Source organism: Pseudoalteromonas sp. T1lg10, assembly GCF_002964545.1.
Classification (GTDB): Bacteria; Pseudomonadota; Gammaproteobacteria; order Enterobacterales; family Alteromonadaceae; genus Pseudoalteromonas.
Genome location: NZ_PQBV01000049.1, coordinates 56,056 through 76,065, shown reverse-complemented (window position 1 = coordinate 76,065; position 20,010 = coordinate 56,056). Strand labels below are relative to the sequence as shown.

Annotated in this window: 13 protein-coding genes and 2 pseudogenes; 9 read left to right on the top strand and 6 right to left on the bottom strand. The window is 51.6% G+C overall.

Annotation, left to right across the window (positions count from 1 at the left end):
* The first annotated feature begins 28 nt into the window (after window positions 1–28).
* Window positions 29–403, top strand: coding sequence for a DUF3703 domain-containing protein (locus tag C2M17_RS12925; protein WP_105201158.1), 375 nt, complete (start codon window positions 29–31; stop codon window positions 401–403).
* Window positions 404–518: 115 nt separating this feature from the next.
* Here C2M17_RS12925 and C2M17_RS12920 read toward each other — a convergent pair.
* From C2M17_RS12920 to C2M17_RS12910, 3 genes and pseudogenes are all read right to left on the bottom strand, one after another.
* Window positions 519–908 (bottom strand): annotated as a pseudogene (locus C2M17_RS12920) (YbaN family protein); the annotation flags it as partial.
* Between the two features lie 118 nt (window positions 909–1,026).
* The gene (locus C2M17_RS12915; RefSeq protein ID WP_105201156.1) at window positions 1,027–2,346 is read right to left on the bottom strand and encodes a porin; all 1,320 of its coding nucleotides are present in this window, start codon (window positions 2,344–2,346) and stop codon (window positions 1,027–1,029) included.
* A 239-nt stretch (window positions 2,347–2,585) separates the two neighbouring features.
* Window positions 2,586–3,080 carry a MarR family winged helix-turn-helix transcriptional regulator gene (locus C2M17_RS12910; protein ID WP_105201155.1) on the bottom strand — a complete coding sequence of 165 codons (495 nt, stop codon included), beginning with the start codon at window positions 3,078–3,080 and terminating at the stop codon, window positions 2,586–2,588.
* A 204-nt stretch (window positions 3,081–3,284) separates the two neighbouring features.
* Here C2M17_RS12910 and C2M17_RS12905 point away from each other — a divergent pair, with 204 nt between their 5' ends.
* The gene (locus tag C2M17_RS12905) at window positions 3,285–4,139 is read left to right on the top strand and encodes a D-hexose-6-phosphate mutarotase (RefSeq protein ID WP_105201154.1); all 855 of its coding nucleotides are present in this window, start codon (window positions 3,285–3,287) and stop codon (window positions 4,137–4,139) included.
* A gap of 286 nt (window positions 4,140–4,425) precedes the next feature.
* On the top strand, window positions 4,426–5,040 hold the full coding sequence (locus C2M17_RS12900; protein ID WP_105201153.1) for a PQ-loop domain-containing transporter: 615 nt from the start codon (window positions 4,426–4,428) through the stop codon (window positions 5,038–5,040).
* 62 nt (window positions 5,041–5,102) lie between these two features.
* Here the strand turns inward: C2M17_RS12900 and C2M17_RS12895 are convergent, their stop codons facing one another.
* Complete coding sequence (locus tag C2M17_RS12895) at window positions 5,103–7,625, bottom strand: zinc-dependent metalloprotease (protein ID WP_105201152.1); 2,523 nt, start codon at window positions 7,623–7,625, stop codon at window positions 5,103–5,105.
* A gap of 387 nt (window positions 7,626–8,012) precedes the next feature.
* Here C2M17_RS12895 and C2M17_RS12890 point away from each other — a divergent pair, with 387 nt between their 5' ends.
* The 5 genes and pseudogenes from C2M17_RS12890 (at window position 8,013) to C2M17_RS12870 (ending at window position 16,098) form a co-directional block, all read left to right on the top strand.
* On the top strand, window positions 8,013–9,170 hold the full coding sequence (locus tag C2M17_RS12890; RefSeq protein WP_105201151.1) for an efflux RND transporter periplasmic adaptor subunit: 1,158 nt from the start codon (window positions 8,013–8,015) through the stop codon (window positions 9,168–9,170).
* A gap of 9 nt (window positions 9,171–9,179) precedes the next feature.
* Window positions 9,180–12,319 (top strand): annotated as a pseudogene (locus tag C2M17_RS12885) (efflux RND transporter permease subunit).
* 402 nt (window positions 12,320–12,721) lie between these two features.
* Window positions 12,722–13,327: a chitin-binding protein gene (locus C2M17_RS12880; protein ID WP_158684023.1), complete on the top strand. Its 606-nt coding sequence runs from the start codon at window positions 12,722–12,724 to the stop codon at window positions 13,325–13,327.
* 121 nt (window positions 13,328–13,448) lie between these two features.
* Window positions 13,449–15,515, top strand: coding sequence for a S9 family peptidase (locus C2M17_RS12875; RefSeq protein WP_233997993.1), 2,067 nt, complete (start codon window positions 13,449–13,451; stop codon window positions 15,513–15,515).
* Window positions 15,505–16,098: a DUF938 domain-containing protein gene (locus tag C2M17_RS12870; RefSeq protein WP_105201148.1), complete on the top strand. Its 594-nt coding sequence runs from the start codon at window positions 15,505–15,507 to the stop codon at window positions 16,096–16,098. Before C2M17_RS12875 ends, C2M17_RS12870 begins: the two co-directional genes overlap by 11 nt.
* On the opposite strand, the gene C2M17_RS12865 is transcribed toward C2M17_RS12870, so the two are convergent.
* Together C2M17_RS12865 and C2M17_RS12860 are read right to left on the bottom strand one after the other, a co-directional pair.
* The gene (locus C2M17_RS12865; protein ID WP_105201147.1) at window positions 16,075–17,223 is read right to left on the bottom strand and encodes a GNAT family N-acetyltransferase; all 1,149 of its coding nucleotides are present in this window, start codon (window positions 17,221–17,223) and stop codon (window positions 16,075–16,077) included. The genes C2M17_RS12870 and C2M17_RS12865 overlap by 24 nt on opposite strands.
* Window positions 17,216–18,556, bottom strand: a complete 1,341-nt coding sequence (locus tag C2M17_RS12860; protein WP_105201225.1) for an alpha/beta hydrolase — start codon at window positions 18,554–18,556, stop codon at window positions 17,216–17,218. Before C2M17_RS12860 ends, C2M17_RS12865 begins: the two co-directional genes overlap by 8 nt.
* A 278-nt stretch (window positions 18,557–18,834) precedes the next feature.
* On the opposite strand from C2M17_RS12860, the gene C2M17_RS12855 reads away from it, so the two are divergent.
* The gene (locus tag C2M17_RS12855) at window positions 18,835–20,007 is read left to right on the top strand and encodes a PrnB family protein (protein ID WP_105201146.1); all 1,173 of its coding nucleotides are present in this window, start codon (window positions 18,835–18,837) and stop codon (window positions 20,005–20,007) included.
* Window positions 20,008–20,010: the final 3 nt, after the last annotated feature.

The following is a 20,010-nucleotide window of genomic DNA, read 5'->3' as shown; positions in this document are numbered from 1 at the left end:
TTGAAAAATTGAGTGATGGGAGCACAGCATGAACTTTACCCAAGCGATCCGTTATGCCGTCCTGCGTGAGTTGGTTATGGCGCGCAGAGCCAGATTATCGACACAGAAAACACAAGAGTTTACCCATTTGGAGAATGCCCATGTGTTAGGGCAGGAGTCCACCTACTGGCACACCTACACCCATTTGCTGATGCTGGTTTGGGGCTGGCAACACAAAGTGTATCCCGAGGTGGCGGGGCAGGTTTTACGTATTGTTGGCGCCCTGAGCAAAACCGCCATCGGTTTATTGCCAACGGGCAACACAGGAGGCGCTAATGTAAGCCCGTTTAAGCCCTTGCCCTTGTCGCCAGCTCATGCGCAGGCCATTAATGACGCCAAGCACAGATGTAAGCTGGCGAACTAGTGTCGTGCTTAGCTCAGCTCTGCAGCCAATAAAGGACGAGTAGGTGATGGGTAAAAAACAGCGCGCTTAGGGTCATAGCCAAGGTAAAAGAGCTTGGTGGCAGCTGGACTTTCCCGGGGCGCCGAATTAAATAAACCAGTACGCAGGCCTCGATAGCGGCCACCAGCACCACGGCATAGCTTGGCGCGGTCGAAAACATCATCATATACAGGCCGATGCTCATGCCTAAGGCCGCCAGCCATTTGGCCTTGGTTGGCACCACCTTGTGTTGGCGCCAGGCCGATAGAATAGGCCCGAACCTGGGGTGCTCAAGCAGCCAGGCCTCGAGGCGCGGGGAAGAGTGAGTAAAGCAGGCCAGGGCGGCGATAAAAAAGATGGTGGTGGGCATCACCGGCAGGGCAATTCCTACTATGCCCAGGCCGACAAAGCCTAGGCCTAGCGCTTGTAAGGCAAGGTTCTTGTAGCGTTTTAGATGCCGACTAAGGACAGTTATCAGGCTCACCATTCGATTCCGCAACCCCTGTTAAGGGCAGTGTACTAAAGCTGGGTTGAGGCCGCTATGGCTTTTTGCCTGGCTGGATGGCGGTGGCTTGCACAGCAAAAAGGGCCTCGCGGCCCTTTTTTTAGAAGTAATATCCGATGTTGATATTAAAGCGACGCTCGGTTTCGTCACTGTCGCCGGCGATGGAACCGCCAACAAACGGCTGGTTCTTCGCATGCACCAGATCGAAATAGGTGAATAAGCCACCGGCGGCCACCGAGAAGCCGGTGACATTCATCCAGGTATCGGCGCTGTTATCGGATTTGTCGTAGATGATGCCGTAGTCGTTATAAAACTGCAGTCCGGTTACCGCGCCCCATTTTACCGGCAGGCTATAGGCGATATTGGCATTGGTCATGGTTGCCTCGGCGGCGATGCTGTCGTAAAAGGAGTAAGCGCCTACCGCCATGCGATCGACATTGTCGATATCATAGTTATATTCACCATGCTGTAACTGTAAATTCCAGCGTCCCAGGGTGCTGTTGAGGTGAACCGCCCAGGCATAGTAATCACCCACACGGTCGTCGCCGTCATGCAGATCGCCGCGCAAACCAGACACCCCTAGCTCGGTTTTGCCACCTTCATGTTCAAGGTGGTAGCCGTAGCGGCCGGAGAAGGTGTTGTATTCGCCAATGGCATTGGTGGGTTCGGCATAAATGCCCTCATCGGCGCTGCGAAAACCAACTACATCGTAGGAATAGCGATCGCTGCGGTTATCGACATAGCCGTCGACGCCACCGAGTTCATCGTTTTTGAAAAAGCCGAGGTCGAGCTGCCAGTTGTCGGCAATTTTGCGTTTAAACAGCAGGCCAAGATCGTGATCATCCTCCAGACCCACATAATAGGTGGTGCCGAAGAAATAGTTGTGCGAGTTATAAGGCCAGTTGCCGAAAGGTACCTTGGTAATACCCGCCTGCACCTGCCAGTCGTCGGCAAAATCATAACCCACATAGGCATATTTTACCGCCGTCATATAGTCGAAGAAGCGGATCTCGGCATTGAGTTCCACATCGCCAATATCACCGGCGAAGTTAACGCGGAATATATCGAAATCGAAGTCGCCGCCGCGGTTTTTATTGTCGTCGTCGTAGGAAGTGTGGCTGTAGTTGGTACGTACGGCACCGCCAATGCGAATACCATCTTCTTTTTCTTCGCTTTGTTGCGCTACGCTCTGTTCCAGTTGCTCTTCTTGTTTAGCAATGCGCCGAGTGATTTGCTGTTGCTCTTGTTCTTGCTGTTTGGATTTGCGTTCTGCCGCTTCGAGCTTTTGCTGCAACTGTTGCATTTGCTGCTGCATTTGCTCAAGTTGCTTTTTCATTGCCTCCAATTCAGGGTTGGCCAGTGCCGAGCCAGATGTCAGGGCTAAGCTTACTGCCAATGCTGTGCTGTTGAAATTAATCATAATAACCTTTTGTTGTGGCCCGTTCCCCTAGCCTAGACTAAGTTTCGGGTTTTTACGAAGGTAGGCCCGGTTCCGGGGCGACTGGTCGTTTGGAACCACGTGCCTCAACAGAGTATCTCAATCGAGTTTTTCAACGAGTTTCTCAACCGAGAACAAGCGGTAGCCGTGACTAGGCCTCTTATCGAGCCCAAAGATGATTAATTAGTGTAGCAAAAGCAAAAGCTTAGGTTAATGGGGTATTATTCGCCCTTGTTGCTCTCTGGGGGCTTGGTGATGGCGCCCACTTCGAGCAGAGGTGAGGCATCGATCTTATCGGCATCCATCATCGCGGCTATGCGCTGCATGGACGAGAGCAGCAGGGTTTGCTCCCATTCGGCCAGGTTAGTGAACTTGTCGATAAAGTGCTCTTGCAGTGGCTGCGGCGCCTTGTTCAACAGGGCCGTTCCTTGCTCGGTTAGATAGAGGCTGACACGGCGCTTATCGAGTTGGCTGCGTACTCGGCTTACCAGTTCGCGGCTCTCTAAGCGGTCGAGAATATTGGTGACCGTAGCCGGGCTTAGATTTACATTTTGCGCGATGCGGCTGGCGGTAATGCCGTCGGTTTGTGCCACTTCATTCATGATCAGCAACTGAGGCCCGGTTAACCCCGAGGTTTTATTGAGTTGTTTGGAATGCAGATCGATAGCGCGAATAACCTTGCGTAGGGCAATTAACAACTCATCATACTTTTGCATTTCCAATCTCCAACCTGTAACCCCGCCATTATACCCGTAAAAAGCGCCTCGGCCACCCTCTGTGCACAAACTGGTGAATGAGCGGCTTATGGTTTGAATTCGCTGGGGGATGACAAGGTGATGAATTATTTTGCCAATATGTTTATTTAGTGCGGGACTTTGGGTAAGGTGACTCAGCACCGCTTTATCGTTAAGGATTGAATAATGCAGCTTTCATCGAGTGTTTCTATTACCCATTGTGATTCCGGCCTGGAGTACTTAGAGGTGGACTCGCCCTTATGTCAGGCGCGTATCTTCCTCCAGGGCGCACAGCTTACCCAGTACACTCCTGCATGCGGCAAAGCCCTCATCTGGGTATCCGAAGAAGAAGACTTTCAAAGTGGTAAGAGCATGCGCGGCGGTATTCCTGTTTGTTGGCCCTGGTTTGGTGTGCATCAACACCCGGATTGGCCGATACATGGCGTTGCCCGCGTCTTGCTATGGCGCGCCGAAGAGGTACAGGAAACTCAGGATGAAATTCGCATCAGCTTGTCCTTGCCCATGACCCAGGTCGACCCAGAATACTGGCCCCATAAAACCCAGTTGAAGGTTGAGTACGTGCTCAGTGCTAAACAGCTTGAGGTGCGTTTAACTAATACCAATCTGGATGATCATGTGATCCAGCTAACTCAGGCTCTGCACACTTATTTCCCGACCCCGGATATCACTCAAACCGAGGTTGATGGCCTGCAAGGCGCGCACTATATTGAGTTTGGTGAAGGCCCCTTCGAGCAGCAAGAGGTGGTACGCTTTGGTCGCGAAACCGATATGGTATACAGCGGCGCTGGCGCGCTGCAGCGCATTCGTACTCCCGATGGCACCATAGAAGTAGAGCGTGAGAACTCCCGTTCTTGTGTACTGTGGAACCCTTGGGAGGACAAATCCAAGCGCCTTTCTAACTTTGCCGATGATGAATACCATCGCATGCTGTGCCTGGAAGCGGCCAATGTGCTGGATGACAAGGTGGAGTTGGCTCCCGGCGAAAGCCATACTCTGGGCACTATTATTCGCTGGGGGTAAGCTCGACATTATCCTGCCTGGGTTTGGCCATCCTCTACTGGCTGAGCCCACTGCTTTGCCAAGGGTGTTTGCCTAAGGTTTTTGCCTAGGGCTTTGTATTTTCCTTGTACGAAAATATTTACAGCGGTTCCTTGACCGTCTGCCCCTCCAAACTTGCCAACAAATCACGCAAATATACAATGCGCGCCTTCTTTAAAATCGTTAAAAATCATGAGTTTACAAATTTAAACTTAGTATTAACTATGATTTTTAATGGTTAACTTTTTAATTACTAAAAGAGGTTGCCTTGACTCAGTATCTAGCCCTGTTTGCGTCCTTGATTCTGGCTTTTAGCTTTTTACCCATGCTAAATAAAATTCGTAGGAATCGCAGTGTTTCCGGGGTATCTTTGCTGATGATGAGCTTTGGAGTGGCGCAAAGCCTTTACTTTATCGCCTTTAACCTGTTTTTTGAGCGCTACGCCATGGTGTTGCCATTCGTGGTAACCGGCATGCTCAGTGCGCTGATCCTTTATTACTTTATCCGCTATAACGCCAGCGATAGCCAGCGTAAACGACTATTGCTCTTGCTAGTGGCTACTTTATTGCCCTTTACCTTGCTGCTTAGCGCTCAGATTGATACCGGTGAACTACTCCATGTCTTAACCTTTGTGGCGTTACTGATGAGCTCAATCCGCGCGATGCCGCAAACCTATAAAACCATCCGCAGTGGCGATGTTTCTAACCTGAGTGCCCGGTATTTTATTTTGCAGTTTATTGCCGGTGTACTTGGTCTGGCGGCGGAGCTGGCCATGAGCACGCCGAGTGTGGCTCATGTGCTTAATTTTGTGATGATCCTCTTAACCAATGCGGCACAGTTGGCCTGTATTCAATATTATCGCCAACGCCCGGCCATGGCCTAGTACAGAATTGACCATAAAAAAGGCCACATAATGTGGCCTTTTTTGTCTCTTAGCTGGCAAGCTTAAACGGTTAATGCCTTGTCGATCAGCAGGTTAATATACTGCTTATTGGCCTTGGCTGCCGCACTGGCTCCCCAGGCGACATTCTCGTCGCGGATATGCTGCAGTTGCGATAATGCTGCCGCCTTGGCCAGGTTGTCGTAGCCGCTAGGCTTCTTCACGCCGGCAATGGCGATTAGGCGATTCACGTATTCCACCTGCAGGTTATGGCTTAGGCTGCTGGCTTCCTTGGCATCAACAAAAATAGCCGCAGTAAGATCCTGCATCATGGTGCTTAAATCATACTCGTTGCCGTATAGGCTGGAGTCAGAAATACGCTGCAATACATTCTTATGCAGTAACTGGTTAAGCACCCCTTGCTGCATTGTCAGTATCATGGCGTGCGCTTTTGGATCTTCATTCTTACCATAGTGGTTGAAGCCACGACGCTGTTGCTGCAAGTAGCTGTACAGCGGCTGCATGTCTTTAAGAACATTAGGTGCGAAGACCTTGTCGGCTAACACCTGCATGGCCGCTTTTTGACGCTCCAGTGGTACCGGAGTAAATGGTGCCTTGCCGCCATCGCTGCCAACCAAGTTACGCTCGACATAAATACCGCCGATCTGGCGAGAAATCACTTCCGCCTGCTGCTTATACTGGCCGGCGAGAATATTGGCCGAGACCACTAGTTGCTGGTGGCTTTCGCCCTCAACTAGGGCTTTGGCTTTAAGTTCGGCCAGCAGGCTTTCTACGAGTGCCATGCGCTCGGCGCCATAGGCTACCGGGTTTGAGGAAAGGTCGCCAATCATCACGCGTGGGTCGATATGACGGCCCGGGGCACGCATATCATCGGCATCGTTACCAAAGGCCAGCTTGTGCTCAGCGGAGCGCGACAGGATTTTCTCTAGGCGAGCTTGCTCGGCCTCAGCTTCAGTGAGCGCTTGGCTGTAGCCGAATTCAATCGCCCAATCGTCATAAGGACCTGGTTTGGTTTGGAAAAAGTCGCCTTGCTCAACGCCTTTTGGTGCTATGTTGGCAGGAGCGTAGTCCATCACAGAGCCGGTCACTATGCCTTGAGTCAGGCTCTTATCATGCACCTGCTTTTCATCCCACAGGATGGATGACTTCATATTGTGGTTCAGACCCAGGGTATGACCTACTTCGTGCAGCACCAATTGCGTTAGGCCCTGGCGCAGAATTTCTTTGTCGCTAATGTCGGCGCCGCTGGCCAGGGTGCTGGCCAAAATCATGTTTTGTTGTAATTCATGGCCCAGCGAGCAGTTTAGCTCTTCGCCCTGGGCTTCGCCGCGGACTGGGCTTTGAGCTAGGCTGGCCGCACCCTGGGAATACAGGGTGTCGTAGATCCAACGGTTTTTCATAAACACGTATTCAAGCATGATGTCCGAGCCCAGGATTTGACCTGTGAGCGGGCTTGCCAGCGCCGGGCCATAACCGCCGAATGGCGGGCGAGGTGATGAGGTCCAGCGTAACACGTTGTAGTTGATATCACCGGCATCCCAATCGGCATCGTCTGGTTGCACCTTCACGACTAGGGCATTTTTAAAACCGGCCTTTTCAAACGAGCTGTTCCAGCCTAGTACGCCTTCCTTTATGGTGTCTCGCCATTCTACCGGCGTGGTGTTTTCAATCCACCAGACGATCGGCTCAACCGGCTCGGATAGCTCGGCATGAGGGTCTTTTTTCACCAGGTTCCAGCGTTTGATCACGTCTTTATAAGGAGCCCAATCCGCCGAGGTCATATCGTCAAACTGGTTGCTAAAGTAGCCGATGCGGGCATCGTCGTAGCGTGGCTGGTAATCGTTTTGTGGTAATGCCACAAAGGAGTGCTGAACCTTGATTGAAACTGCGCGTGGATCGCTGATGGCGGCTGAGCCTCGGACGCTGGGGTTGTCATTGTTAAATACATAATCGACAACTATATCTATATTATTTGGGTACGGGCGATGCTTAATAATGCGTGATTTTTTGTCGTCCAGCTTGCCCAGTTTAAAGCGCTTCTTGGCGTCTTTGTCGTCCGGGTTGCTCCAAGGCGACACCTTATGCAGCGCTTCGCTGAGGAATAATTTGTCTACTTTAAAAGCGATTTTACCTGCTTCTTCCACTTCAATCGGCAGACTGGCGAGTACGGCTTCGCTGATATTGGCTTCAGCAGCGCGGGCAATTGCGCTGTCGTCGTTGAACTGGTAACGCGGGGTCTTGCTAACAATGTCGACGCGGTCAAAGTAGCGACGAAATTCGATCAGCTTGGTTTCACGGTAGGCGCCACGGAAGTGGCCGGCATCGGTAACACCGTCTACGGTATGGGCGAAATAAACATAAGGCTTGTTAAGCTGCGCCTCGGTGATCACCATTAGGTTGTCGCCGCTTTTCGGGTCTTGATAAAAATCGAATACGCCATCGTAAAGGATATGGTCGGCGGTGGTTTGCGCCAGTGTTTTAGTTTTTTCTTCTTCTTTATCTTTGGCCAAGGTGGCCTGGCTGCCTAGCGCCAGGCTAAGGGCCAGTGTAAGGGTAGAGAGTTTCATTTGGGTCCCTGATCTTGCTTGTTGTTAGCAAAGCAGTGTACTGAAACTGGCTGGCGAAAAAACCGGGAATGAGACAGAAGCCGGTATAAAGCCGATATATTGCAAGTAATCATTTGATAAATATGCACTTTTACTTTGTAACAAAGTATGGCTAAGAGCGTTTTATCGCATTATTGGTGCTCGGTGCTGCTTAGTGGGGGTGCTGTCAAAGACATATAAGTGGGCGATAAATGCGCCGTTCACGAAGTAGAAAGCCCTTGTTAATCAATTACAAAGCGGTCGATATTTGATGTTGCTAAAATTAATACTTGCTTACAAATGAGCAGTTACTAAAAAGAACCAAGTTGTTAATATATGCTGAATATAATTTTATCAAGGTGATCGGCCATGCATCAGGCATTAAAAAAATCCTTAGTCGCACTCGCAGTTGTTGTGGTCACTGGGGCCGCCGCTAGCGGTATCATGGCAACGGCGAAAAAGCCGGATGAAACCAAGCAGGTCGATACCCGGCCTATAGTCGAGGTGAAATCTCTGGCCGCCAGCGATCACCAAGTGCTGCTGACCAGCTATGGCGAGGTTAGACCGCTTGAACACACTTTACTTGCCGCTCAGGTCAGTGGCGAGGTGGTGAGCTGGAACAAGGGTTTTGTTGCCGGCGGCATAGTTGCCCGTGGCGATCTGCTGTTCACCATAGAAAAAGACAACTATGAAGCGGCTGTGTTGCAGGCCGAGGCCGAGGTAGCGCGAGCACAGGCGGCCTTGATTGAAGAGCAGGCGCAGCAACAGGTGGCCAAAGACGAAGCCGCCCGCACCCCAGGCGTGAAGCGCTCGGCCCTATTCTTGCGCGAACCTCAGGTATTGAGTGCTCAGGCTGCTGTTAAGTCGGCGGAAGCGGCGCTCAAGCGGGCGCTGCGTGATCTTGCTAACTGCGAAGTGCGTGCTCCTTATGATGCCCTGGTGATCTCCCGCGACATTGGCCAGGGCCAGTTTGTCAGCCCGGGCAGCAAGGTGGCAGAGCTTAATAATATCGAGACGGCGGAGATCATTCTGCCCATCGCTGGCTTCGATAGCGCCTTTTTACCACCGCGTGTTGCTGGCATTGAGGCCACCATTACCCAGGAAGGACTCGGTGGTTATAGCCGCAGTGCGGTGATTGACCGTGATTTGGGGATAGTAGATAGCGCCACGCGTATGAGCAACTTGGTGGTGCGTGTGGATGACCCCTATGCCATTCACACGCAGCAACCCAAGGTCAAATTTGGCAGCTATGTACAGGTACAATTCCCGGGGCAAACCCTGCGTGAGATTTTCCGCTTACCGCAGGAGCTGGTTAACAATAAAACCGTGTGGGTGGTGAACAAGGACAACCTGCTGCAGCCGCGTCAGGTTACCGTGGTGCGCGAAGAAGATGAGTTTTTCTTAATCAGCGAAGGCCTGCAAAGCAGCGATCGCATCGTGCTGACCTTGCCGGAATATCCGCAGCAGGGCATGGAAGTACGTATCGCCGGGCAGGTGAGTACCAGCCCAAGCAACGACCAGCTGTAGGAGAGGCCCATGCAAACGCCAAAGCAAACCGGCATTATCGCCTACTTCGCTAACAATTCCGTGGCTGCTAACCTGATGATGGTGTTTATCATCATTATGGGGATCGTCAGTTATTTCACTATTCAGCGGCAGATGTTCCCTAATATTGAAATTAACTACATCAATGTGACCGCCAATTATCCAGGCGCCTCGCCGCAGGAAATCGAAGAAAGCATACTGATCAAAATCGAAGAGTCGCTCAAGGATGTGACCGAGATAGACAAGGGTGTTTATCGCGCCTTCCGTAACTCCGGACGTGCCTCGTTAGAGATAGACCCGGATGCCGAGCTCAGCGATGTACTCGACAAGGTGAAGTTACGCGTCGATGGCATCGCCACCTTCCCGGCGGGGATGGAGCCGGTCACCATAAGTCAGGTGGAATTTCGCCAGGATGTGATAGGTATGTCTTTGGTGGCCGACCTGCCGCTGACCGAGCTGAAGCCCATTGCCAATGAAATTGAAGATGAACTGCTGCAACTAGGCAATGTGTCTCTGGTGCAAAACGATGTGCCGCTGGACGAAATTGCCATCGAAATCAAACCCGATACCCTGCGCCGCTATAACCTCACCTTGAGTGATGTAGCCAATGCGGTGCGCCGTTACTCGGCCAATTTTTCCGCCGGCCAGCTGCGTACCGATGCAGGCATTATTTCCGTACGGGTCGAGGCTCAGTCCTACTCCGGCGAGGAGTTTCGCAATATTCCGGTAAAGGTAGGGGCCAATGGTGCCAAGGTGCTGCTGCAGGATGTGGCGCAAATCAAGGATGGGTTTGTTGAAGGCGAGCGTTACTTCAAGTTCAACGGCAAAAATGCCATCTACCTGAGTGTTAAGGCGACTAAAGAGCAAAACATGATCCCCGTAGCGGAGTCGGTTAAGGCCTATATCGACCAAAAGAATAAAACCCTGCCTGCCGGGGTGACCATAGAGCCGCTGATGGATATGACCTATTACCTCAATGCGCGCCTGGATATGATGCTGAAAAACCTGCTTCAAGGGGCCATCCTGGTGGCCTTGATGCTGACCCTGTTTTTGCGCTTTAAACTGGCATTGTGGGTGATGATAGGTCTGCCGGTGTGCTTCTTAGGAGCGCTGATGACCATGCCCATCTTTGGCATCAGTATTAATATTGTCTCCCTGTTCGCCTTTATTATGGTATTGGGGATAGTGGTTGATGACGCCATAGTCATAGGCGAGAGCGCCTATTCTGAGATCGAGAAAAAAGGTGGTGGCGTCGACAATGTGGTACGTGGTGCCCAGCGCGTGGCCACCCCGGCGACCTTCGGGGTGTTGACCACCATGGCGGTGTTTGCACCCTTTACCTTATCGAGCGGCCCGGACGGGCGTTTTTCTTCGGCATCGCGGTGGTGGTGATGGCGTGTTTGGCCTTTAGTCTGATCGAGTCAAAGCTGATTTTGCCGGCGCATATAGCCCATACCCGCTTTGGCCCTCTCAGCTCAAGTGGTTTTCGCGCCCGCTTTAATGATAAGTTTTTTGGCTTTGTGAATGGCACTTATCGTCGCTGCGTGGAGAAGAGCATAGAGTGGCGCTACGTGGTCTTTATCGCGTTTTTAGGCATGTTGATCCTGAGCTTTACGCTGATTGGCAGCAACCATATTCGTGTGGTGCCAACGCCTAAGGTGCCTCATGATTTCCCGCAAATCAGGGTGGAAATGAACGACAATGCCTCGGATATTCAGACCATTAACGCGATTCAGAAAATCGAGCGCATGGTGCTCGATGTGGACACACAAATCGAACAGGAATTTGGCCAAAAAATGGTACGCAGCCTCTTGGTATTCAACCAGGGCCGTACCGAGGCTCAGGTATTAGCGCCTTTGGTGGATGAAGACCTGCGCCCATTTGATGCCTTTGAGTTATCGCGGCGCTGGCGCGAAGCCATGCCGGAAATTGCCGGGGTGAAGTCGCTGACCATTTATGATGACGTGAATGGTAACCCAGGTGGTGATGGCGAATTCGGTTATCTGCTATTTGGTTCGGATATAGACACCCTCAATGCCGCTGGTCGTCAGTTTATAACCATGTTGCAGCAACAACAGGGCTTGTTTGACATCAGTTCCACCATAGATCCGGCCAGCAAAGAAGTGCAGATGAGCCTTAAGCCGGTGGCCTATGATCTCGGCTTGGATCTGCAGAATATTGCCAGTCAGGTCGGCGCCAGTTTCTACGGTGGCGAGGCCCAGCGAGTGATCCGCGACGGTGAAGAAGTGCGGGTCATGGTGCGTTACCCCAAACTGACCCGTGAAGCTTTTGCTTCCCTTAAGCATGCGGTGGTGATGACTCCGGCGGGCCAGGAAGTACTGCTTGGTGACGTGGTGGAGCTAGAGGAACGTCCGGGGATCAGTTACATTCGCCGTGAAGGGGGTTATCGCACCGTTTATATCTATGGCAGCATAGACGAGGAAAGGGTCGAGCCCACCGAGGTGGTCAAACGCATTAAAGAAGATTTGTTGCCGCAACTTAAAGAACAGTTCCCATCGGTGAAAACCGAACTGGGCGGTTCCATCGAAGAGCAACAGGCTCAGGCTAATGAACAAATTCTCTTCTTTATTGCCGGGATGATCATTGTTTACATCCTCTTGGCGGTACCGCTTAAGAGTTATAGCCAGCCACTGATCGTGATGTCGGTGATCCCCTTCAGCTTAACCGGAGCTCTCTGGGGTCACTTCTGGTTTGGTCTCGATCTGAGCACCATGTCATTTTTTGGCTTAATCGCCGCCGCCGGGGTGGTGATCAACGACTCCTTGGTCATGACAGATTATGTGAACCAGGCGCGCCGCGAGGGTTATACGGTAAAACAAGCCGTGGTCGAAGGTGGTTGCGCGCGTTTTCGCGCCATTACCCTGACCTCAATAACCACCTTTGCCGGGGTTCTGCCGATCATGTTTGAAACCAGCTTGCAGGCCAAGTTTGTGATCCCCATGGCGGTGGCGCTGGGCTTCGCTGTGCTGTACGCCACCTTGCTTACGCTTATTCTGGTGCCCTGTTTATACGTGATCCTCGGTGATATACGGGCCGCGTTCCGCTGGGTGTGGCAGCGTATCAGAGGCAAGGTACCGAGGCAGCATAAAGCCAAGGTGAGTAAAGCGTAATAAATAACCTGAGCTTCGGATAGTTAATGCCTTTCTAGCAGCCAGTTTTGGCGCTAACTGCGTTGAATTCACTTCCAAGAGCTAGCTATTGGTGCGTAAATTCGCCTGGTTATCCCTAAAACTTTCTGGCTAGACAAGGGTGTAATTTATAGTGAAATTTAAAAACAATAAGTTAGCTCATCCCTTATCCAAACCTCAGGTTAAATAGAGAAAGTTACCCGCTTTCAGGGTGCGTTAAGATTCGCGCTTCTATCTTTTGATAGTCTTGGGAGTAAATTTGTATGGTCAGAAGGTTCTTTAACGATAAGAGCTAAGGCCAACAAGCCCAAAGTGAGCTTAAAAGTTTAACGCATCCTGGTTCTGAAGTGTGCTTTGGTCGCTGACTAAGCAAGGGGTAACAAATTGCAATTAGCCGAACATACAGACATATACTCGAACATGGGCGGAGTTCTTCCTGCAGCCAGTTGGCTCAGTGTGGGTACGCTAAGCAGTTATACACAGCTATTTTGCGGCGATACTGTCGAAGTTGAGGTGTACGATCATCAAGGTTTGGTTCAAGGACTGAGTTTTAAGCTGCATATTAAGTCCGATCTGCATGGCGAGCCGCAAAACTGGACTCGCGACCTTGCCCACTATATCAATACCCATATACCCCTGATGCAAGCGGGTAAATTCACCGAACATGGGCTCATCACCGCTTATCGAGGCAATGAAATTTTTGCCTGTTCAAATAGTGGTATCTGTGAGGTGGTTATCAACTACAAGTGTGCGGCGAAACAGCAGCACAGGGGTCAGCATAATAACCAGGGTTATGATCATATCTTTCCCGTCGACCATGAACTCTATTGCGCCGGCGATCGTGTTCTGCATCTGGCCACCGGCAAGGTTTATCGCTGTAAACCTTGGCCCTACACCGAACTGTGCCGCTTAGGCGGAAATAATCACGAGCAATATGAACCCGGCTTAGGCCTGAATTGGCACACTGCCTGGCAAGAAATAGAGTCATAGTGCGAAAGCACAAGTGATACCAACGCCGTTAGCATGATATTTAGCCCGCTAGAATGATTAGCTGTTTAAGAGAATGGGTATGATACACTGAGCGTCCAGTATCAGTGTATTGAGGTTGCGCGTGCAAGCCCCCATCGCCAAAAAAATCCCCCATTTGCTTACTCAGCATGGCCAACAACGACAAGACGATTACTATTGGATGCGCGACGATCAGCGCCAAAAACCGGAAGTTCTCGCACATTTACGTGAAGAAAACGCCTATTGCGATGCTCAGTTAGCTGCAAGTGCAGCCCGACAGGAACAGATTTTCGCCGAGCTGAAGGCGCGCATCAAAAAAGACGATAACACTGTGCCGGTGCGCGATGGCCATTACTGGTATCACAGCGAAGTGTCCGGAGATGACGAATACGCCAAGCATTATCGCGCCAGCAGCTATAGCGGCGACAATAAAACCTTGCTTCTCGATGTGAACACCCTCGCCGCAGGTCATGAATTTTATGACTTAGCCGATATGGCGGTGAGCCCAAACGAACAACTTCTTGCCTATTGTGAAGACACCAGTGGCCGTCGTATTTACCAGGTGCGCATAAAAGACCTGCAAAGTGGTGAGTTGCTCGATGATGTGCTGCTTGAGTGCGAGGGACAAGTGGTCTGGGCTAACGACAATCGCACCCTTTATTACATTAAGAAAGACCCGCAAACCCTCCTGGGCTTTCAGGTTTTTCGCCATCACCTGGGTAGCGCCCAAGGTGACGATGAACTGGTGTATGAAGAGCTGGACCGCAGCTTTTATATGGGCCTGGGAAAAAGTCGCGATGAAAGCCTGATTTTTATCGACCTGGAAGCCACCGAAACCAGTCACACTTATGTGCTTGATGCAAATGATCCCAAAGCACAACCTAAGCCTCTAATGCCCCGCGAAATGGGCCATCTGTACGAAGTGGATAAGCTAGGTGAGCATTTTTATATAGTTTCTAACCGAAGCGCGAAAAACTTCCGCCTGATGCAGGCAGATGCCAGCACCATAGCCGACCCAGATACTTGGCTGGAGCTTATTGCCCACCGCGATAATGTTCTACTTGAGGGCGTCGATCTCTTTAAGGGTTACTGGCTGGTGACCGAGCGGGAGCTGGGTCAGATCCGCTTTGTGGTGTATCAACATCAGCAGGGCAAAATGCAGGGCGAAGGGCACACCCTAAGCTTTAGCGATCCCTGTTATTACGCCGGTATGGGGATGAACCCAGAGCCGGATGTAGGCAGCGTGCGCATTTACTACAGCAGCCTGACCACTCCGGGCAGTTTGTACGAATTTGACCTTAATACCCAGGAGCGCAAGCTGTTGAAGCAGCAAGAGGTGCTGGGCGAATTTAACGCTGAGGATTACCAAAGCGAGCGACTGATGATCACCGCGCGGGATGGCGTGCAGGTGCCCGTATCCCTGGTTTATCGCCGCGATACCTTCACCCAAGACGGCACTAACCCCTTGTTGCAATATGGCTATGGTGCCTACGGTATCACCATAGACCCCAGTTTCTCGAGCAGCATTTTAAGCCTGCTGGATCGTGGTTTTGTCTATGCCATCGCCCATATTCGTGGCAGCGAAATGTTGGGTCGCGCCTGGTATGAAGCCGGTAAGCTGGCGCATAAGCAAAACACCTTTAACGACTTTATCGATGTCACTGAAGCGCTGGTGGCGCAGGGCTATGGTGCCGCCGATAAGATCTTTGCCAGTGGCGGCAGCGCCGGTGGCCTCTTGATGGGCGCCGTAGTCAATCAGGCACCGCATTTATACCGCGCTATCGGCTGTCATGTGCCGTTTTTGGACGTGCTGACCACCATGCTTGATACCAGCATTCCGCTGACCACCAATGAGTATGACGAGTGGGGCAACCCAAATTACGAGCAGGACTACCGCACCATAGCCGCCTATTCACCCTATGATAATATTCGTGCCCAGGCCTATCCCCATATTCTGGTAACTACAGGCCTGCACGATTCCCAGGTGCAGTATTGGGAGCCGATGAAGTGGGTGGCCAAGCTGCGTGAATACAAAACCGATGACCATCTTCTGCTGTTTAAAACCGACTTAGAGAGTGGTCATGGAGGTGCTTCCGGACGCTTTAAAAGCCTGGCGGAAAAGGCACTGGAATTTAATTTCTTCTTAACGACCTTAGATTATGAAAATTAGCGGCTTATCCCAGGCATGTGAGAACAATAAGGGGCCGATTCTCGCCGAGTTGACGCAGATCTTTGCTCAGACCCAAAGGGTATTGGAAATTGGCTCTGGCACCGGCCAGCATGCGCTGCATTTTGCCGCGCATTTGCCGCACTTACTTTGGCAAACAAGCGATTTAGCCTATAACCATGAGCTGATCAAGCAGGTTATCGGCACTGCCGAGAGCGGCAATATTTTGCCACCGCTGGCGCTGGATCTCGGACAAAGCTGGCCGTTAGCGCAAGTTGATGGCATTTTCACCGCCAATACCCTGCATATTGTTAGCGAGGAGTTGGTGCGAGCATTTTTCCATGGCGTTAAGCAGCACCTTAGCCAAGGCGGTAACTTGTGCATTTATGGCCCCTTTAATTACAACGGCGCCTACACCAGCGACAGCAATGCCCGCTTCGATGCCAGTCTGCGTGAGCGCGACCCCTTAAGCGGTTTGCGTGACCAGCAATGGGTGGTGAGTTTGGCCGCAGCCGCCGGGCTGGAATTGGCTACCGATATCGCCATGCCCGCCAACAATCGCTTATTGCACTTTATACGGAGATAACCCGGTACATTGCTGCAAATATAGGCTGTGTTGTCGCGTTTCGCGGACGATAAAGTCATCAATTGCGGCAGCAAAGGGGCTGTTGATAAAGCGGTGGCAGGAATGGGTCAGCTGCGGGGTAAAGCCTCGCGCAAGTTTGTGCTCCCCTTGGGCGCCGCCGTTAAAGTACGCCAACCCCTGATTTATGCAATATTCTATGCCTTGATAATAACAAAGCTCGAAGTGCAGGCGGTCATAGTGCTCAAGGCAGCCCCAGTAACGCCCGTAAAGCGTGTTTTGGCCACGCAGAAACAGGCTGGCGGCGACCATTTGCTCGCCGTCATAGGCGCTTATCACCACCAGATGCTCACTCATGCTCTGTTTTAGTCGGGTAAAAAAGTCGGCATTCAAATAGCCCAGATGACCCGAGCGTTTGAGGTAAGTGCGCTGATAAAACGCACTGAGTGCCTGTATATGCACCGACGTAATTTCATCACCACTGGCAACCTCTATTCTAAGCCCCGCCTTGGCGACCGCAGCTCGCTCCTTGATTATATTTTTACGTTTGCGGGCCTTTAATTGCCGACAAAATTCATCGAAGTCTTGGTAGCCTGGGTTGTGCCACTGAAACTGCACCGTGGTGCGTCTTGCCAGGCCTTGCTCCTGCAATTGCTCGGCCTGGGCCTGCGAGCAAAAATTGATATGCCAGCCGGACCAGCCCAGTTGCAGCGCCTGCTCATCCAAAGCGGTGCGAATGGCCGCTAACGCCTGTGTTTTATTTACCGAATCGCTTAGGGCCAGGCGCGTGCCTGTCACTGGCGTAAAGGGCACGGCGCACAGCCACTTGGGGTAATAGTTAAAGCCATGTGCCTCATAGGCTTCGGCGATGGCCCAGTCGAATACATACTCACCGTAGGAATGGCTTTTTATATAGCCTATGGCGAGGCCAGCCAGCTCTTGCTTGTGGTAAAGCGCCAAGTGGTGAGGTTGCCAGCCAGTGCGAGCGCTGGTGCAGCCCGTTTGTTCTAGGGCATTAATAAACTCATAGCTGGTAAAGGGATCTTCGGCCGCATCAAAAAACGCCTGCCAGGCCGATTTACCCAAGGCCTGGGCGCTGGAAAAAAAGCAAACGCTGAAGTTACTCATGTAAATGCCCGAGGAAGGTGCGCATATCCTGCTCCAGCTCGGCATAAAAAGGATTATAGGTCAGACGCTTAAGTGGTCCCTTGGCCAGATTTGCCTCGCTGCGCTCGCCGATCAGCACCTGAGCTTGAGTTTTACAGCGGCGATAAGCCTTATCATCTTCCAGGTAGGAACCGCAATTGCGGTACTGCCCCTGAACGCCGTAATAGGGGTGATTTGGCGCATTAACCACGCTGATATGCGATAAGTCGATGATCTTATTACAGGGAGGCTGATTGGCCTGGCAGGCGTAGCTACGCAGCGGGAAGTCCTTCCCCAAATAGCGTTTGGCAGTTTGCGGGTTACCGTAATAAATCAGCATGTCCTTGGTGCTGTTTGGGCGCATCTGAGGATTATGCCAGGCCTTCACCAGGGCCAGAGTGGCCTGGGAATCTATGGTGGTATCCCCCTCACTTTGGACGACAAAAAGCGGCAAGTCGGGCAGTTTTGCCTTGGCTAGGTGCTTAGCATCGATGCGGCGCATAGCCTCATGGCCTAGGCTGGCGGCAGCAAAAGGAAAGGACTCGTATTTGGCAAAGTCGATATCCGCGTCCTTATCTATCCAGTTTACAAAGGGAATGCGGTCTATCCATTTTGCCAGCCAGCCCTGCTTGTTATGGGGCTCGGTTGCCGGTGACCAGAGCATCAGCGCCTGCACCTGCTGTGGCACCGGGCGTTCAATCAAGTTAGCCAGGGCGAGGGCGGCACCGGTGGAGTAGCCGCCGATAATAACCTGTTCGAAGTCCTTGCTGGTGCGCTCAATGGCATAGCGGGTCAGGGCTTGCCACTGTTTAAAACTCACCTCCTGGAGATCGCTGGCGGCGCTGCCATGACCGGGCAGTAATACGGTGCGAACATTAAAGCCCTGGCGATGGAAAAATGCCGCCAGGGAATGATAACTAAAGGGGGAGTCGGTCAGGCCATGCAATAAAAGTACGGCCTTATTGCTGCCTGGATGGCGCAGCTCAAAAGGGCTCAGCAGATCGCTCACGGTCAAGTCGGCCTCCAGAGCGCCTTGAGCTTGCAGTAACTTAACGGTTTCTGTGTGTACTGGGCAAGGCAGGCTGGCCCTAGGGTTACGTGCGTCAATCCAGTCTCGGGCCGAGGCCAGATAGGCGCTAAATGGCGGTAGAGAGTCGAGGTCGAGTGCTTGCACAGAGGCATCTTTGGCAAAGCGATGGCTGCCATTCTTTTTGGCCGCCATTATGTAGTCGATATCATCTATATGGCTAAGGCAGGTCTGTGCCCAGCTAAAAGAACTGGTTAGGCCGAGCAGGAAACATAACAGTAAACGCATCGCTTTGATCTCTAGATAATTTATAACGGGCAGCATAACAAAGCGGTGATTTTACGCCTAGCCCTAATCGCGGGCCCTAATCGCCAGCCCTAAGTGCGGGCCCTAAGTGCAGCAGGCCATGAGGCGATTTTAATTATTTGGCTGGAGTCGCTCATGAGCCACGTTGTTTTTGGGTGTTTATTTATCAATGCTGCGGCATGAGTCGCAAAAGTTAAGTCATTTCACTTTTAAAGTTATGCTAAATTAGTAGTAATAATTGACTAATTTATGAGCACATTATGATTGGTCACTCAGTCGCGTTTGATCGTTGGATCCGCACCGACTTCGTTGTCCTGAATAACGAATTGGAAGACTTATATTGGCAGCAGGAAGACAGAGCCAATGTTGTCGGAGTCGGCGAGGAAATTAAAGAAGCCATGGTGGCCCAGGGTAATGCGCTTATCCAGCAATTGGTGAATGAAGGTAATACGGATCAGGGTTTTGATAAGGCGTTTGATCTGCTAGGCAATGTGGGCTTGTATATGGCCGCCTGTCGGCGCCATGAAATTACCGAACCATCGCGGGAAACCCAATCGCCGTTGACGGCGGCTTCTACTCTGGCCATGCATATAGGCGCCTCGATTGGTGTCACGCCGCGTTTTGCAACTGCTCATTTAACTACCCATAACAGCGCCGAAAACGGTGTGTATAAACGCTTTACCGACTTGGCCGATGAAAAGCTTTTTGTCGATTACAACACCAAGGGGATCCTGGCCTATAAGCGCGCCGCCGATGCCTTGCTGCGTTTGCAGCCCTTAGGGATTTCTCACCCCATAGCCGCCGATCTATTGGCCGTAGCCGAGCAGGCCCTAAAGGATGTGATGACCAGCAACCGCTACCTCTTCCTGCATCTTGATACAGATAGATTCTTTTACTGTGTGCGCCCCTATTACAAGCCATATCGTGTCGGTAAAGAGGTGTATCGTGGCGCTAATGCCGGCGATTTTGCCGGTATAAACGTGATTGATATGCTATTGGGCCTGTGTCAGGCCAATGAAGTCAGTTATTCGCAGCTGCTGGTGGATAAGTTTCTCTATATGATGCCGCAAGATCAGCGTATCTTACGCGATTGTATGCGTTTACCTTCCTTTATGGATGAGTTCCTGAAAGTGGGTAAGCAGCATCATAAGGCCAGCTGGTTTCAGGATAACCTTAAAGCATTTTTAAGCGTGTGCAAGCTGCATGGGCAGACCGCCATTCAGCACCATAATCAGTTGGTGGAGAAGTATATTCGCGTGCCGAATGAGCAGCTCGGTGCCGAACATCAGGATAAGGTGACCGCCAGTGGTCCGCCCTTGCCCGTGCTTCTGGCGCAATTGGAAACACTCCGTGACCGCCGTGCCGCGCGTCCTCGCGATGATATTTTTACCCGCTACGACGATGTGCAGCGCCTAACCAAGATGGTGGATTAAGTT